Source organism: Robbsia andropogonis (assembly GCF_000970345.1).
Taxonomy (GTDB): domain Bacteria; phylum Pseudomonadota; class Gammaproteobacteria; order Burkholderiales; family Burkholderiaceae; genus Robbsia; species Robbsia andropogonis.
In genome coordinates, this window is sequence record NZ_LAQU01000005.1 from 150,585 (window position 1) to 166,592 (window position 16,008).

Sequence of the window (16,008 nt, forward strand, 5' to 3'; positions counted from 1 at the left end):
GGTGTCTCTCGCACGCGCGCAAGCATTCGGCGTAGTGGCATGCCATGGCTGTGGCCTTGTGTGTGAGGACGTGTTGGATCACACGCCTTCGGCGGCCTGTCCACGGTGCGGTGCGACCTTGCACCGCCGCAAGCCGGCCAGTGTGGCGCGGGCAACGGCCTTTCTTTTGGCGGCGATGGTTTTCTACATTCCTGCAAACCTTTACCCGGTGGTGTACACGGAACTGCTGGGAGAAGGGACCGAAAATACCATCCTCGGTGGAATCATCGATTTCTGGACGTCCGGGTCGCACGCGCTGGCTTTATTGATTTTTATTGCCAGCGTTGCGGTGCCATGCGGAAAGTTCCTGGTGTTGGGCTTGTTGCTAGTGAGCACTCGCGGAGGCAGTTCGCATGCGCTGAAGGAGCGGACCACGCTGTATCGACTCCTCGAATTGATTGGTTATTGGTCGATGCTCGATGTTTTCGTCGTGGGCTGGGGCGCTGCCATTGGCAATTTCGGCGCATTGAGCGCGGCCGCGCCCAGAATCGGCATTCTCTTTTTTGGTCTGGTTGTGTTGCTGACGATTCTTTCCGCCATCAGTTTTGATCCTCGCTTAATTTGGGACCGTCAACGTAATGAATGACCCTTTGAACGGCACACCGGAACCTCCATTACCCGCGTCTCGACACCGCATTCCAGTATCGGTTGTCTGGCTCGTTCCGGCAATTGCCGTATTGATTGGCATATCGATGCTCGTTCACGGTTTGATGACGAAAGGCCCGGTTATCACCATCTCGTTTCGCACGGCGGCTGGATTAACGGAAGGGAAGACCGCCGTGAAGTACAAAGATGTGACGGTCGGCACGGTGTCATCGGTGGATCTCAGCGATGGTGGAACCCATGTGATTGCGAAAGTCGCGCTCACCAATAGTGCGCGTAGCCTGGCAAATGCGGAGACGCGTTTCTGGGTTGTACGGCCGCGCATTGGTGCCGGCGGGGCATCGGGCATCGATACGCTGTTATCCGGTTCCTATATAGGCGTTGATAAAGGGACATCCAGTGAACATCAAACCGATTTTGTGGGTCTCGAAACGCCACCCTCGGTGATCAACGGCACCCCTGGGCGCTCGTTCTCGCTACGGACAGATGAATTGGGCTCCATTGACGTCAACTCGCCGGTTTACTATCGACATATTCAAGTCGGCCGCGTCGCGTCCTATCAGCTCGATGACGATGGGAAACACGTCAGCCTCCAGCTCTTCATCGATGCTCCGTACGACCGATTCGTTACGGAAAATACACGATTCTGGAACGCCAGCGGTGTCGATATCTCATTGAATGCGACCGGCCTGAAAGTCAATACGCAATCGCTTGCAACCGTCGTGACCGGCGGCATCGCTTTTGCAACACCCGACGACGGCGGTGGCAGTCCGAAGCCAATGTATTTCCTGGCCAAGGATCAGCAAGCCGCGATGGAGCCGCCCCACGGACCACCCGTACATTTCGATCTGCTTTTCGCGCAATCACTGCGGGGGCTTGTCGTTGGTGCGCCGGTCGTCTTTTCGGGTAGGGAACTCGGCGTTGTCACGTCGGTCGATCTCGACTACGACGCATCGAAAAAGCGGTTCCCGACATTGGTTGGTATCGACGTTTATCCTAAAAAACTGGGACGTGTACTGGCGAAACTGCCAAAATTCGACGGCGCTGCCGACCAGCAGGCGCTGCATTTCCTGAGCATCTGGGTGCAGCATGGGCTGAGGGCGCAGGCCAAGGCGGGTAATTTGCTGACGGGGCAACTCTATATCTCGCTGGATTTCGTGCAGAACGCCGCACCGGTAAGCTTCAATCCTCAGATGCAGCCGTTATATCTTCCGACGATTTCAACCGCCGGGGTGGACCAACTCGAAGAAAAACTGAATCACGTCGTGGATAAGATCGACAAGATTCCTTTCGACACCATCGGCTTGCAATTGAGTGCCAACTTGTCGAGCCTGGATGCCACATTGAAGCAAGTCAACGGGCAGTTGTTGCCGGAAACCACGCGCACGATGCAGCAAGCACAGGGGGCCTTGGGTAATGCGCAACAATTCCTCTCGCCGGATTCGCGATTGCAGCAAAACATCAATCAAGCATTGGAAGAGGTACAGCGCTCGGCGCAGTCTGTACGCAGCCTTGTCGATTACTTGAATCGTCATCCGGAATCCTTGCTTCGAGGCCGCCGCGGCGACACAGACGACGCATCCGCGAGCGACAGGATATCCGCCGCTGCAAAGGGAGCCGATAAATGAGATACCTCTCGCCAATCGCAGCGTCGTTGTGCATCGGGTTGGGTGCCTGCGCGTCAGCGCCGGTCCATTACCACACGTTGCTTGCACCAACGTCGACTGAAAACAGCGTGAACAAAAACGCCAATCTGCTATTGACGGTGTTGCCCGTCATCGTGCCGCGACAATTGGATCAAAGCAATTTTGTCGTACGCACGGGTGCCAGTGGCGTCCGGATTCTGGAAGATGAACAGTGGGCCGCGCCTTTCGCCGATGAACTACGGCAGGCGTTCGCGACGCTGCTAGGCGCCCGTCTTGGCTCGCCCGATGTGACGGGGTTGCGATACCCACAAGGTGTGCCGGTCATTTCGGTGACAGTACGTATTCAGCGCTTGGATGCCTGGGTGGGGCGTGAGGTGCAGCTCGACGCCAGCTGGAGCGTGACGTCATCTCAAAAAGGGCGCGATACACCGATTCTCGGGCATGCCTTGATCGAAAAATCCGCCCCCGGAAGTTATGACGGTCTGGTCCGTGCTGAGCAACAGGCGGTTCATGATGTGGCGTTGCGGATAGCAGACGATATTGTCGCGGCGCGTTGGTGAGCTTCGTTGCCGGGTGATCCCGCTTCATTCCGGCCGATGCGGTGGTCGTCGTGAACGCGGACCTCGCCGCAAAAAAGAGTGTGCGAGGCATTGCTTTACTGGACAAAATTGTCTAATATTTAATTGGACAATTTTGTCCAGTAAAGGCCTGCTTTCCCAGGCGACAAGCCGGACCCGAACGTGCGCATGCGGGATTGAAAAGACGCTGAGTTGCGCGCGAGGTTCTCCTCCTAAACGGTGGCGCAAATGAATACTGTCGAGTCAACTGGTGACAATGATGGCAAATCCTCGTTAGTAGACTGGTTGCTGAACTTCCCGCCGTCGCTGGCGAAGCGGTCGTCGCCAGCGACGGCGGGGTTTTTCGCCGTATCGAGATCAACAGCGGCGAAGGCGTATGCGTCGCTTGATCGGGTGGATCTGTCGCTGGATCGCCGTGGGCTGCTGGTAAATAAAAGCGTGTGACGCGCATCAGCGATTGGCATTTGCCTGGCCTATGACCCATGGCGCATACGCACTCGTATCGCTTTTTGCATGGTATGCCCGGCGCCCAATCGCTGCCTTGCAACGTTTGGCGCTGCAATCCAACGGTATGGTTGAAATGCCGTGAGGAAGAAGCCGCGTGCGTTCGTTCGTCGGCAAGATCGGGGACCGCGCGGAAACACGTCGAATATTGCCACACGAATCGTGTAAAACGTGTCCTTCCATCCCGCGTTTGGTAACAGGATCTGACGAATCGCGTAGAATTCGGGGATGACCCCATATTATTTCTGTTTTTCCCACTGCGCCAATATCGGCGGACAGTACACGCGCGCCGTCGCGCTGCCTTCGGTGAAGGTGGTCAGCGCATGAAACCCCCAAAACGTCTCGTTCCGCTGGTCGAGGAAGGCCTGATAGACGAAGTGCTCAGCCAATTGATGAGCGGCAAGGAAGCGATCGTATACGTGGTACGTAGCGGCGATTCGATCCGGTGCGCAAAAGTGTATAAAGACGCCAAGCAGCGTAGTTTCCGGCAGGCTTCGTCCTACCGCGACGGCCGGAAAGTACAAAATAGCCGCCAGGCCCGTGCGATGGAAAAAGGGTCCCGGTATGGTCGCCAAATGCAGGAAGAGGCTTGGCAAAGTGCCGAAGTCGACGCGCTGTTTCAACTCGCCAACGCAGGGGTACGTGTCCCACAACCCTATATCTGCAGCGATGGCGTATTGTTGATGGAGTTGGTTGTCGACGCCGATGGTAATGTCGCGCCCCGTCTTAACGATGTCGATATGACGGAAGCGCGTGCGATCGACTTGCACATGATGTTGCTCAGGCAGGTAATTCGCATGCTGTGTGCGGGCATCGTTCATGGCGATCTGTCTGAATACAATATTCTGCTGGCGGCAGACGGTCCGGTCATCATCGACTTGCCCCAGGCGGTCAATGCGGCGGGCAATAATGAGGCGGGGCCCATGCTGGAGCGTGATGTTGCGAACCTCGCCGACTATTTCGGCCGGTTTGCGCCGTCACTGCTTGCCACCGAATACGGTAAGGAAATCTGGGCATTGTTCGAGGCCGGCCAGTTGACGCCGGACGTACCGTTGACCGGCAAGGTCGAGGCGGATACGACGCCAGTGGATCTGGAAGGCTTGATGGAAGAGCTGGAAGAAACCCGATTGGAAGAGGAAGCCCGGATTCGACACGAGGATGCGCTGCGCGCCGGTTGACTGAGGGGCAGCGCAAGCCGGTTGTCCGACGACGCGCGTCATGGCATCAAGTGCTTTGCCAGTTGGCTCACCTAGCGGTGCCGTTCAAGCTTGCGACCTAGAAGACGCACGCCACACGATCATGTTTCAGTATGTTGGAGATCCATCCGTGCGACGTGCCGCCGGGAGGCTACTTCCGGCGGTCCAGCAACCGCCATGTGGCAAAACACGCGGACACGGCAAGCAGTGCGACGCCCTCCCAAAGATTGATGCGTACGCCGTCCGCCTTGGCGAGCGTCGACGCGGTATCGAACAGGCCAGCGCCTAACAGCAGCGCACCGTACACGAACAATAATCCCGCGACGAGTATTCGTAGATCGAACAGGCCACGGGAGCCGCTGCCGCCGTCAGCATCGTCGGCGCGGGGTTGTGCCACGTGAACCGGATTGCGTATTGGCTTGTTCATAATGTAGCTCTCCAGTAGATCAGTATCAGTGAGGCCGCGAGTGCCATCGCCAAGACAATTGCGCCGAGTACCGGCGGGGAGCGATACCACGTGGTCATGTGCATCGCCTCGGCTGCGTCAGGCGAATTCGGATCGGGGAGCCCCCATACCAGGCCCTTTAACTCCGAGAGCGGGCGCGGCCGTGTGAACAGACTCACCGCCACGGTGACAACCGACGTGCAGATGAATGCCGCGATGGCGCCATAGAAGTTGGCCATCTGCTCGCTGAAATGCGCCGCATCAATAACGCCGCCTTGATGGAAGTAGGCAATATGCGGTGCCGCGATGTGGGCCAGCGCGGCACCGGCAGTGCCGGCCAACATACCCCAGAACGCCCCCATCCCAGACGTTCTTCGCCAAAACAAACCGATGATAAACGCCGTGAAAAGTGGCGTATTGAAAAATGAAAACAGCATCTGCATGTAATTCTGGATGTTGTTGTAGCTCGCCGCGATAAAGGCGGTGCCCATCGTGACGATAATGCCGCCTGCGGTTGCCACACGCCCGACCTGCAAGTAGTAGTGATCGCTTCGCGCCTTGGCAATGTAAGGTTTCCAGAGATCGTAGGTGAATACCGTATTGAAGCCGCTGATATTGGCGGCCATGCCGGCCATGAAGCCGGCCAGCAGCGCCGTGACCGCCAGACCAAGGACGCCGTTGGGTAACAAGCGTTGCATCAGTTCTGGAATGGCCTGATTGAAAGACGGCCCGCTCGGCGTACCCAATCCTGGAATCATCGCCAACGCGACCATTCCAGGGACCACCGTGAATAGAGGCAAGATGAGCTTTGGAAATGCGCCAATGATCGGCGTGCGTCTTGCCGCGTTTAAGCTACTCGCGGAAAGGGCACGCTGCACCTCGGCGAAGTTTGTCGTCCAATAGCCAAAGGCGAGCAGAAAGCCTTCGCCCATCGCCAGACCTATCCAGTCACCCAGGGGGTTGCGCCAATGTCCGACCTGCGTGCCCTCCCAGGTCATCGTATGCTCGGGGCTCGGCATTGCCGCCGCCACGGCGTGCCAGCCGCCGACATGGTGCAGGCCCAATGCAACGATTGGGGCGAGGCCTGCCAGGATCACAAAGAACTGCAGGACCTCGCCGTACATTGCGGCGGACAAACCGCCGAGCAGGATATACAACAAAACGAACGCGGCACCCAGCGCAACCGATACGATCAGAGGCCATCCAAGTAGACGCTCGATAATCAACGCAAGCGCGTACAAGTTGATGCCGGCAATCAATATCTGGCCCACAGCGAATATCAGGGCATTCAGCAGGTGGGTGGACGCATTGAAGCGTCGTCGCAGATATTCCGGCACGCTATGCACACGTGACGAATAGTAGAAAGGCATCATCACCACGCCCAGGAACACCATCGCCGGGATGGCGCCGAGCCAGAAGAAATGAACGGCTGCTGCCCCATACTGCGCACCGTTGGCGGCGTTTCCAAGAATTTCGAGCGCGCCCATGTTTGCCGAAATGAAAGCGATACCTGTAATCCATGCGGGCATCGACCGCGCGGATAAAAAGAAGTCGCTCGACGTCTTGGTGGCGCGATTTGCCAGCAGGCCAATGACGACGATCACCACAAAATAGATGGCGAGAATCGTGTAGTCGAGAAAATTGAGATGCAAAATGCCGATATGACTTGAGGACATGAATGCCCCTCCTGTTATAAGCGATCGCGGCCGGTTGTGGATCGATGGTTCAGCCACGCCGTTACCTCGGCACGTATGATCATGTACGGCCGGTAACGATATTTCACTATGCCACGCGGATCAGGGGTCGTTTTGGACCGAACCAGATCGTGTGATGGTGTGATCAGGCCGCCTTGCCGAGGCCGGCGGCGCTTGCATGCAATGCCATGAAATCGCGCGCGTGCGTGGCGAGTGTCGCGCTGTCATCCCATAAGTTGCGCCAGATCGCGAGGTCGACCGATAGGCCCTTCGATACTACGGCCGACGAGAAGCTTTCGAAGGTGATCGGGCCGCGATAGCCGATTGTCGCCAGGGCATGAAAGAACGTCGCGAAATCAAGATGCCCCGAGCCGAGAAAGCCACGATGATTTTCGCCGATATGGACATACCCAAGCTTGTCACCGCAGGCGATGACCGGCGAGAAAAAATCGGCCTCTTCGATATTCATGTGATAGATATCGAGATGTACCTTGAGATTGTCGGCGCCGACCTGCGCAATCACTTCAAGTGCTTGCTCCGTCGTATTGACCACGTTGCTTTCGTAGCGATTCACCACCTCCAATCCAAGCGTGATGCCGAGGCCCGCCGCCTTGTCCGCCACGCGCTTCAGCGATGACACGACGTTGCGCCGACCTTGCGCGCTGACAGGTCGAGTGTATTTGCCGAATGCGCTGTACAAACCGCCGCAAAAATATTTCGAACCCAAGCTGTGGGCGATGTCGAGACTACTCTCGAGCAACGCCACCCCGCGCGCGACAACTTCGTGATCATCGCTGGACACATCGGCATCGAACGCGAGGCCGCGCGAGCATGCTACTTCGATGCATTCACGTTCCATCAAGGCTCGCGTTGCCGCAACGTCAAGAACCGACGTGTCGTGTAAGGAAAATTCGACGAGACCGTAGCCTGCCGCCTTGCTTCCCTTGACAATTTTCTCGACTGATGGGGCGGTCAAATCACCGGCCCACACCAATGCATGCACTCCCAAGGTATTCATTTTTGTCATTGCTCCTCCATGTTGTTGAATCGGGCCGGATCGGCACCCTCCACCAATGCGCGCACACCGTATTTTGTGCTTTTTGCGACAACTTTTGCTTTATTATTACGCAAAAGTCGGAGTCGCGTAGGAGGTGACATTGGAGCAACGGAGCAGTGAGGGTCATGCGTTGGCGTCCCCAGACGGACCAGGGGCCGTTTTGGCATTGGTGCGCTCCGGGCGCGCCGTGACGCGCCAGGCACTTATCGCGCTTACGGGATTGTCACGTTCGACCATCGCACAACGTCTGGATGTGCTGCTGGCCGCTGGTTATCTGGCCACCGCGGCCCCGGTCGAGTCCAGCGGCGGCCGTCGCCCCGGTACATTTTGTCTGAATGCGAAATTGGGTGTGCTGTTGCTCGCGGCAACCAGCGCCAACGGTATGCACGTCGGCTTGGCCGATGCATCCGGGACTATTTTGCACAGTTATCACGAAGTGATCGACATCTCGGATGGACCAGAGAAGGTACTTGCCATCCTTTGTGCGAGCTTCGATCGGATATTGGCCCTTTTGGGCTACGGTATGGCGGATGTCCGTGGGATTGGGGTCGGGGTGCCGGGACCCGTGGCATTTCGTGAGGGGCGTATCGTCCGGCCGCCGATCATGCCGGGATGGGACAATTATCGCATCCCTGACTATTTCGCCGCGCGCTATGACGCAGTGGTGACGGTGGATAACGATGCCAATTTAATGGCGCTTGGCGAGCATCGTTTGCATTTCCCGAAAGTCGATCATCTGCTGTACCTGACGGTGGGTTCCGGCGTGGGATCGGGGCTGATCATGTCCGGTGCATTGCAACGGGGTGCCTTGGGCGCGGCCGGAGACCTCGGACACTGGTTCATGCCGCCGACAGGCGGAACGGCGCTGCCGCGCCGATGTCGATGCGGCAATGTGGGGTGTCTGGAGGCTTATACATCCGGTTGGGCGATACTGCGAGATCTTCAGCAGGGGGGCATGTCAACGCTGCGCGACGTGCGCGATGTCAGGACCCTGGCTGATCGGGGAGATCCGGTTGTATTGGAGAAACTGGCCGTCGCCGGCGAACGACTCGGCGATGCGTTGACGCTGGCGGTCAGCTTGTTGAATCCGGACGTGATCGTCGTGGGTGGTGAAATCGTCCAGGAGCATTTCCTTGCGTCCCTGCGGCAAGCGGTTTATCGCCGGGCGCCGCCTTTGGCTACTCGTCAATTGCAGATTGTCACGAGTTCGCTTGGCGACACGGCGGCGTTGCATGGTGTTGCGCAAATGATGGTGGACACCCTGTTTGATCCGTCGGTCGTGGATCGACGAATTGGAGAGAGTGGGCAGCATGGCGCCGTGCGTCCGTAAGCGGTATGACCTTTTGCAATCCGTGTGAGGACCGCGATCTGACCGTTGCCCGTATTGGCGGTGCCCGTTGGCGTGCTGCAAGGTGGTATGTTCTGTATCATTTTTGAGATCGATTTCTTCCTCATTGCAAACATTTGGTTCATTAAAACGACTGTTTTGCATAATTACTCTTTTATTTCGGTAAAGTCAGGTTCGTATCGCGCCGTTAGGTTAGGAAGCGCGCCTGGTCATTTCGCCATGGCGCACTCCGACATCGTCGTTTTACACGAGCGCCAAGATGAAGATCGCTTATAAATTCGCACTAGGCTTTGGGCTTGTCCTTGTTCTGTTGACCGCGATTGCCGTGACGAGTCTCGTCGGTATTCATTCGCTGCAGAAAAAAGTATTGGAGATCACCGAGGTCAATAACAAGGAAAAGGAAGCCGCAGTGGATCTTCGCGCCGCGGTTATCGACATGGTGATCGCCATTCGCAATGTCGTGCTGTTCGAATCAGAGAACGAGAAGCAAATCGAGATAGAGCGCATCAACAGCCAGATCGCGAAGTATAGAGAGACGTATGCAAAGCTGAACCAGATGTTCCAACAGTACGGCGCCGCCCCGGACGAACTGGCGGTCGTCAACGCTCTGCGTAAAAACGAGGCGGACACGTTGCCCATATTTGAAAAGATCATTTCATTGGTGAATGGCGGAGACACCAACGGTGCGGTGTTGATCATCGGTCACGACCTTCGTCAGCAGCAACGCGCATGGGTAGCGAATCTCGCCAGCTTGGTGGATATCGAAAGCAAGCAAAATGGCGAGGTCTCGGCCGACGCGAATCGAGCCGCATCGAATTTGACGGTCGCCATCGCCGTTGCGGGATCGATCGCGGTGCTGCTTGGTATCGCTGCGTCGTTGCTCACGTCGCGTAGTCTATTAGGGCAATTGGGCGGAGAGCCAGCTGCTGCGGTGCGTTTGGCACGATCGATCGCCGAAGGGGATTTGTCACACAAGGTCGACGTTGTCGCGACGGACGAGGGCAGTTTAATGGCCTCGCTTGAACGCATGCGATCGCGGTTAAACGACATCGTCAGGGATATTCAACGGTCGGGCGAGACAATCAACGCCGCATCAAGCGAGATCGCACAAGGCTCGACCGATTTGGCGCAACGTACCGAAGAACAAGCCGCCTCGCTCGAAGAGACCGCCGCCAGCATGAATCAGATCGCGATGACGGCGCGGCAGAATGCGGAAAATGCAGAACATGGAAACAGCGTCGCCTCGGCTGTCTCGGAAACCGCGCGGGAAAATGGCCTAATGGTAGCCGAAGTGGTCGAGACGATGAACGGCATCAGCGCCAGCTCGCAAAAGATGGTCCAGATCATCGGCGTGATCGAAGGCATTGCATTCCAGACAAATATATTGGCGCTGAACGCCGCAGTGGAAGCGGCGCGTGCGGGCGAGCAAGGTCGCGGCTTTGCCGTGGTGGCTTCTGAAGTCAGGGCGCTCGCACAGCGCAGCGCTTCGGCATCGAAGGAGATCAAGGCATTGATCGATGAATCGGCAGATCGGGTATCTTACGGAGCCGAACGCGTCGGCCAAGCCGGTCAGACAATGGATGCCTTGTTGTCTTCGGTGGACAAGCTCGTGATCATCATGCGTGACGTCGCAACGGGATCGACGGAGCAAAGCGCAGGCGCGGAGCAGGTCAATGTCGCGCTGAACCAGATGGACTCGGTGACGCAGCAAAACGCCGCGCTCGTCGAGCAAACGTCAGCCGCCGCGCAGGCACTTGCTGAAAGCAGTCATGCCATGCGCGATGCGGTCTCGGTGTTCGTGCTTGATGCGAAGCCGCAAAGTCGTCGGCAAGCGGATGCAACGCGGGCGCGCGGGGCGGCACCTCGCGCCGTGCTTGCATGACCGGAAGGCCTTAGCCGGAGACTGCCCGACGATGCGTTCAGGAAAGTATCCCTGGCGCTATCGCTCCGAAGGCGTGCCGTCCTTATCGGATAGACGCCTCTCGTCGAGATCACGTATTTTTCATCGACATACGATAATTGCGTGATGGTTGAATAGGAAAATGCAATGCAAGGCATTTTTTAAATATATTTTTCGGATTCTTGAAAGCGGCGTAGATTTTGCTGAAGTGTTCACCACGCCTCAAGGAAGAATTCGCGATGACAGAAGAGGCCAGGTCAATCGACACCCTGGTGGTAGGCGCCGGCCAGGCTGGCGTTGCCGTCAGCGAGCATTTGACGCGGCACGGCGTGCCGCATCTGGTATTGGAACGGGCGCGAATTGCTGAGCGATGGCGCACCGGCCGCTGGGACTCCCTGGTTGCAAACGGCCCCGCCTGGCATGATCGTTTTCCGAATATGCGCATCCCGGGCGTCGACCCGGACGGTTTTGCATCGAAGGAGCAAATAGCGGACTACTTTGCCGCTTATGCCAGAAAGTTCGATGCGCCCATCCGCACTGGCGTGGAAGTGACGAAGGTGGTTCGCAACGTTCGTCGTCCAGGCTTTACGGTAGAGACGTCGGATGGCGTCATCATGGCGCAACGCGTCGTGGTGGCAACCGGACCGTTTCATCGCCCGGTGATCCCTGCGATCGCGCCATCGGATACCAGGTTCACGCAGATTCATTCGGCGGATTATCGTAATCCATCGCAGTTGCCCGCCGGCGCTGTTTTGGTCGTGGGCGCGGGATCTTCCGGGGCGCAGATTGCCGACGAGTTACAGCGGGCCGGACGACAGGTCTACTTATCGGTGGGACCGCATGATCGCCCGCCGCGTGCCTATCGCACACGCGACTTTTGTTGGTGGCTCGGCGTGCTGGGTGAATGGGATTCCGAGATGCGGGTGCCTGGCCGCGAACATGTAACGATCGCCGTCAGTGGTGCCCGGGGCGGCCATACCGTGGATTTCAGACGCCTCGCGCACCAAGGCATCATCCTTACGGGTGTGACAAAGTCGTTCGAGGACGGTCTTGTGCGATTTGAGGCCGATCTGGCGGACAACATACGCCGTGGTGACGAAAACTATCTGTCCATGCTGGCGCGGGCCGATGCCTACGCCGAGTGCAATGGTCTCGATCTGCCCCTGGAACCGGAGGCACGTGACATGCTCCCGGATCCAGATTGCATGACGCATCCGTTGGATACATTGCACCTCGTCAACGCTGGCGTGACCTCCATTATCTGGGCAACCGGCTATGCGACCGACTTCAAGTGGCTCCAAGTCAATGCCTTCGACGAAAACGGCAAACCGCGGCATCAGCGCGGCGTATCGACTGAAGCAGGCATTTATTTCGTGGGATTGCCCTGGCTTTCCAGGCGGGGATCGGCGTTTATCTGGGGAGCATGGCACGACGCCAGGCATATCGCCGATCACATCGTGACCCAGCGCAACTACCTCGCGTATTACGATACCAACGCTGTGTGTATGACAAAGTCCGGTCAGGCCTAGGACGGGCTTCCGATTGATACATCGTCTTCGCCTGAGGTCTGCGAAATCGATAATATTGATGTTTCCAGCGCGCGACGATGAACATTCCATTCGCATGTACAAGGTTATACGATGAGCCAACCTACCCATACCCGTATCCGAATGTTCAATACCAAGGATACCTATCCGAACCAGACCCTCGACAACGATTTGTGCCAGGCGGTACGCGCCGGCAATACCGTCTATGTACGCGGTCAGGTCGGTACGGATTTCGAGGGTCGCCTCGTAGGACTTGGTGATCCGCGCGCGCAAGCCGAGCAGGCGATGAAAAACGTCAAGCAATTGCTTGAGGAAGCAGGCAGCGACATGATGCATATCGTCAAGACGGTGACGTATTTGACCGATGTGCGTTACCGGGAGCCAGTTTATCGCGAAGTGGGCGCGTGGTTAAAAGGGGTGTTCCCAATTTCCACGGGGCTTGTCGTGGTGGCGCTCGGGCAGCCGGAATGGTTGATGGAAATCGATGTGGTCGCGGTAATACCGGATGGCTGGACGCCGCCGCGGCTTTAAGGGGTAGCAATGACTTTTTCGATTATCGGCCGATGCGCCGAAACGGGACAGCTTGGCATCGCGATCAGCTCATCGAGCATTGCGGTGGGAGCACGATGTCCCTGGGTCCGTTCGAACGTCGGTGCGGTAGCAACGCAGAACGTCACGCTACCCGCGCTCGGACCGCGGATTCTCGATCAATTGGAGCACGCACGCATGCTGCCGGCGGACGCGCTTAGTTTCGCGCTCGCATCATCTGAATGGCATGAATATCGGCAGGTGATGTGCATCGATGCGCAAGGTCGTACCGCTTCTTTTAGTGGTGCGGAGACGCTGGGCATCCATCAAGTACGCGAAGGCGTCCAGTGTATCGCCGGGGGAAATATGCTGGCACGAACCGAAGTCATCGATGCCATGATCCCGGCGTTCGAGAATGCGAACGGCCTGTTGCCCGATCGCCTGCTCCGCGCACTGCACGCCGGGATGGAAAAGGGCGGCGAGGCGGGGCCGGTACATTCGGCGGCATTGACGGTTCAGGGAGCGTTATGTTGGCCCTTGGTCGACCTTCGCGTCGATTGGGCCGACGATGATCCCGTCGGCAGGTTGGCGAGTCTTTGGACCGTCTATAAGCCACAGATGCAGGATTACATGACACGGGCGTTGAACCCCACCGCGGCCCCCAGCTATGGCGTACCGGGCAACGAGTGATGGTGTCGACATAATGCGCGCGGTCGGGTGTTCAGACAACACCATGTTCCGTACCAGCGTTGCGTTGTAATCGTTACGAGTTGGCCCTCCGTCCGTCACGCCGATGGCAGGGACGGGTTCGTTCAGGCCTCCAACTGCAAGCGGCGGATATAGTGCTCGCTGAATGCAATAAAGTGGTTCACCACGCGCCGCGTCCGCATCGTTCGTGATCGGGCAATGCCGAGGGTGGTTGCCGTGACGGTATCCTTGAAACGCTTGATGACAAAGTCTTCGCCGTCGACGGTCCGTGTAGATTTCAATGGGAAATTGAGGAGGCTGTAACCCAGGCCGTTTGCTACCATTCCTCTGACGACCTCTGGCTGTGCGGAGCGATACGCCGGCACTGGACGATTGCCCACCGCATCAAAGAGTGCCGCGAAATATTCCCTGCTGTGTGGCAAATCCAGCATGACATAGGGCTCTTCCAGCAAATCGGCGAGCGCGACCTGGCGTGCGCGTGCAAGCCGGTGGTTCTTCGGGAGTAAGGCGTACGGCGGTAGCGACAGGAGTGGCGTGAATTCAGTGTCTTCGGTGAGATCGAGACTATACGTGAGCGCGAGATCGAGCGAGCCATCTTGCAGGCCACGCAGCAGATCGTCCTGGTGGCCCTCGATCGTGCGAAACGATATGCCGGCATGCTCGGCGGCGAAGTGGGCGATCAGTCCGGGCAACAGGGGAGGTGCGATGGAAGACAGGCAGCCCAAGGCAATAACGCCGGTCATGCCGCCGTCCATCTCCGTGGCGGTGGCCTGCAACTCCTCCGCGATCTTGAGGAGATTACGCGCGTGTCCAAGCAAATCGCGCCCGGCCTGCGTAAGTGAAAGGCCACTTGCATGGTGGCGGATAAATAATTGAACGCCAAACGAGGTTTCAAGATCCGCCAGTGCTGTCGAGATGGAAGGTTGTGAGATGTGCAGCCGTCGCGCGGCGGCGGTGAAAGACAGCGTTTCGGCCGTGACCACGAAATAACGCAGTTGCCGCAGGGAATAACGTAGCGGCTGATTATCCATCGACGTGTCTCATGGCAGGCGTTTTCAGAGTTAACACCTGCATTGTGAATCGCCTTTCAATCCGCATAGGAGCGATCTTCCTTGTCGAGAACGCGTTTCATCTCGTCGAAGTGTGCTAAGGAGAAGTCGCGGATGCCTTCCCAGTCGCGCGCCGTCTTCTCCGCAACCTCGGCGGACAGAACCTTTAACGGTTGTCCCGTCGCGTAGGCGACGCTCAGGATCTGACAGGCGCGTTCCAGCGTGTACATATCGTCGAATGCTTCGCCGATCGTCGGCGCCGTCACCAGCACGCCATGATTGCCCATCATCAGCCGTGAATGCGCACCCAATGCCGCAAGCAGGCGCGCGCCTTCGTGCGCCGTGTCGGCCATGCCGCCAAAATCACTGTCAAGTGAGACGCGACGGAAATAACGCGCCGTGTTCTGCTCGATGGGCTTGATCTCGGGATCGGCCAGGCAGGCGATCGCTGTCGCATAAACTGGGTGCAGATGCATCGCCACGCGAATGTGCGGCGCGCGGCGATGGATTTGTCCGTGGATGGCCCATGCAGTCGGATCGATGTCTGTGCGACCAGCAAGATCCTCGCCATCGTCGGCGTCTAGCAGCAGGAGATCGCTCGCGCGGATACGCGAAAAGTGTATCCACTTCGGATTCATCAGGAATCGCCGACCGTCAGGAGAAACCGCCGCGCTGAAATGGTTGGCCACGGCCTCGTGCATGCCGAGCTTGGCAAAACACCGAAAAGCGGCCGCAAGATCCACGCGAAGCTGATGTTCATCCATTGTCGTAATCTCAAAATAAATAATGGCTATACGAAGCAGGAGGCGAAGGGTCGCGCGTCTTGATACAGCCAGGCGTATGTCTCCCGTTGTCCGGCTGTCATCCTGGCACTGTAACAATTTTAATTAGAAGAAAAATATTGTTTTTGGATACACTGAATAGCTTTTTCCTATCAAAATCGGCCGCGTTCTGGGTCGGGTCGAGCACGCCGTCGGATTTTTCGACCGCTGATCGTGCGATGACAAATTGCATTTCCGGCGCGGTTACGGTAGTTTTTGTCGATCCGGTGCGAAATCGGGTAAACGTTCTATTGAAGTCAGATTTACCTATTGCGGATTTGCAACGACCACCGATGAAAGCAGTGAAAAAGCCGCTGCCACTTCAGACACTTCTTTCGCGTGCGG

General features: G+C 57.5%; 15 protein-coding genes. 10 read left to right on the forward strand and 5 right to left on the reverse strand.

Annotation, left to right across the window (positions count from 1 at the left end; all coding sequences use genetic code 11):
* Position 1: 1 nt before the first annotated feature.
* The 5 genes from WM40_RS07005 (at position 2) to WM40_RS07025 (ending at position 4,548) form a co-directional block, all read left to right on the forward strand.
* The gene (locus WM40_RS07005) at positions 2–625 is read left to right on the forward strand and encodes a paraquat-inducible protein A (RefSeq protein ID WP_413783796.1); all 624 of its coding nucleotides are present in this window, start codon (positions 2–4) and stop codon (positions 623–625) included.
* Positions 618–2,270, forward strand: a complete 1,653-nt coding sequence (locus WM40_RS07010; protein ID WP_046152518.1) for a PqiB family protein — start codon at positions 618–620, stop codon at positions 2,268–2,270. The genes WM40_RS07005 and WM40_RS07010 overlap by 8 nt, the downstream gene beginning before the upstream one ends.
* Positions 2,267–2,848, forward strand: coding sequence for a PqiC family protein (locus tag WM40_RS07015; protein ID WP_036010747.1), 582 nt, complete (start codon positions 2,267–2,269; stop codon positions 2,846–2,848). Before WM40_RS07010 ends, WM40_RS07015 begins: the two co-directional genes overlap by 4 nt.
* Positions 2,849–3,094: 246 nt before the next feature.
* Positions 3,095–3,310: a hypothetical protein gene (locus tag WM40_RS07020; protein WP_024904107.1), complete on the forward strand. Its 216-nt coding sequence runs from the start codon at positions 3,095–3,097 to the stop codon at positions 3,308–3,310.
* Between the two features lie 383 nt (positions 3,311–3,693).
* Positions 3,694–4,548, forward strand: coding sequence for a PA4780 family RIO1-like protein kinase (locus tag WM40_RS07025; protein WP_024904108.1), 855 nt, complete (start codon positions 3,694–3,696; stop codon positions 4,546–4,548).
* A 169-nt stretch (positions 4,549–4,717) separates the two neighbouring features.
* Here WM40_RS07025 and WM40_RS07030 read toward each other — a convergent pair whose 3' ends face one another.
* The 3 genes from WM40_RS07030 to WM40_RS07040 form a co-directional block, all read right to left on the reverse strand.
* Entirely contained in the window at positions 4,718–4,993 is a 276-nt protein-coding gene (locus tag WM40_RS07030; protein ID WP_024904109.1) for a hypothetical protein, read from the reverse strand.
* A complete protein-coding gene (locus WM40_RS07035; protein WP_024904110.1) occupies positions 4,990–6,687 on the reverse strand; it encodes a sodium:solute symporter family protein in 1,698 nt (565 codons plus the stop codon). Before WM40_RS07035 ends, WM40_RS07030 begins: the two co-directional genes overlap by 4 nt.
* Positions 6,688–6,850: 163 nt before the next feature.
* Positions 6,851–7,723, reverse strand: a complete 873-nt coding sequence (locus WM40_RS07040; RefSeq protein WP_024904111.1) for a sugar phosphate isomerase/epimerase family protein — start codon at positions 7,721–7,723, stop codon at positions 6,851–6,853.
* 139 nt (positions 7,724–7,862) lie between these two features.
* On the opposite strand from WM40_RS07040, the gene WM40_RS07045 reads away from it, so the two are divergent.
* From WM40_RS07045 to WM40_RS07070, 5 genes are all read left to right on the forward strand, one after another.
* Complete coding sequence (locus WM40_RS07045) at positions 7,863–9,092, forward strand: ROK family protein (RefSeq protein ID WP_036010792.1); 1,230 nt, start codon at positions 7,863–7,865, stop codon at positions 9,090–9,092.
* 277 nt (positions 9,093–9,369) lie between these two features.
* Positions 9,370–10,992, forward strand: coding sequence for a methyl-accepting chemotaxis protein (locus tag WM40_RS07055; protein ID WP_024904114.1), 1,623 nt, complete (start codon positions 9,370–9,372; stop codon positions 10,990–10,992).
* Between the two features lie 257 nt (positions 10,993–11,249).
* Entirely contained in the window at positions 11,250–12,539 is a 1,290-nt protein-coding gene (locus WM40_RS07060) for a flavin-containing monooxygenase (protein WP_036010753.1), read from the forward strand.
* A gap of 111 nt (positions 12,540–12,650) precedes the next feature.
* Entirely contained in the window at positions 12,651–13,088 is a 438-nt protein-coding gene (locus WM40_RS07065) for a RidA family protein (protein WP_046152519.1), read from the forward strand.
* Positions 13,089–13,097: 9 nt separating this feature from the next.
* Positions 13,098–13,775, forward strand: a complete 678-nt coding sequence (locus WM40_RS07070) for a DUF1028 domain-containing protein (protein ID WP_046152520.1) — start codon at positions 13,098–13,100, stop codon at positions 13,773–13,775.
* Between the two features lie 122 nt (positions 13,776–13,897).
* On the opposite strand, the gene WM40_RS07075 is transcribed toward WM40_RS07070, so the two are convergent.
* Positions 13,898–14,824, reverse strand: a complete 927-nt coding sequence (locus WM40_RS07075; protein WP_024904117.1) for a LysR family transcriptional regulator — start codon at positions 14,822–14,824, stop codon at positions 13,898–13,900.
* Between the two features lie 56 nt (positions 14,825–14,880).
* Positions 14,881–15,606, reverse strand: coding sequence for a class II aldolase/adducin family protein (locus WM40_RS07080; RefSeq protein WP_024904118.1), 726 nt, complete (start codon positions 15,604–15,606; stop codon positions 14,881–14,883).
* Between the last annotated feature and the right edge of the window lie 402 nt (positions 15,607–16,008).

Excerpts from the sequence above, each read along its gene's own strand:
- WM40_RS07015 (WP_036010747.1), top strand. The coding sequence starts at position 2,267 with ATGAGATACCTCTCGCCAATCGCAGCGTCGTTGTGCATCGGGTTGGGT.
- WM40_RS07025 (WP_024904108.1), top strand. The coding sequence starts at position 3,694 with ATGAAACCCCCAAAACGTCTCGTTCCGCTGGTCGAGGAAGGCCTGATA.
- WM40_RS07075 (WP_024904117.1), bottom strand. The coding sequence starts at position 14,824 with ATGGATAATCAGCCGCTACGTTATTCCCTGCGGCAACTGCGTTATTTC.
- WM40_RS07055 (WP_024904114.1), top strand. The coding sequence starts at position 9,370 with ATGAAGATCGCTTATAAATTCGCACTAGGCTTTGGGCTTGTCCTTGTT.
- WM40_RS07080 (WP_024904118.1), bottom strand. The coding sequence starts at position 15,606 with ATGGATGAACATCAGCTTCGCGTGGATCTTGCGGCCGCTTTTCGGTGT.
- WM40_RS07030 (WP_024904109.1), bottom strand. The coding sequence starts at position 4,993 with ATGAACAAGCCAATACGCAATCCGGTTCACGTGGCACAACCCCGCGCC.
- WM40_RS07020 (WP_024904107.1), top strand. The coding sequence starts at position 3,095 with ATGAATACTGTCGAGTCAACTGGTGACAATGATGGCAAATCCTCGTTA.
- WM40_RS07060 (WP_036010753.1), top strand. The coding sequence starts at position 11,250 with ATGACAGAAGAGGCCAGGTCAATCGACACCCTGGTGGTAGGCGCCGGC.
- WM40_RS07070 (WP_046152520.1), top strand. The coding sequence starts at position 13,098 with ATGACTTTTTCGATTATCGGCCGATGCGCCGAAACGGGACAGCTTGGC.
- WM40_RS07010 (WP_046152518.1), top strand. The coding sequence starts at position 618 with ATGAATGACCCTTTGAACGGCACACCGGAACCTCCATTACCCGCGTCT.
- WM40_RS07035 (WP_024904110.1), bottom strand. The coding sequence starts at position 6,687 with ATGTCCTCAAGTCATATCGGCATTTTGCATCTCAATTTTCTCGACTAC.
- WM40_RS07040 (WP_024904111.1), bottom strand. The coding sequence starts at position 7,723 with ATGAATACCTTGGGAGTGCATGCATTGGTGTGGGCCGGTGATTTGACC.
- WM40_RS07065 (WP_046152519.1), top strand. The coding sequence starts at position 12,651 with ATGAGCCAACCTACCCATACCCGTATCCGAATGTTCAATACCAAGGAT.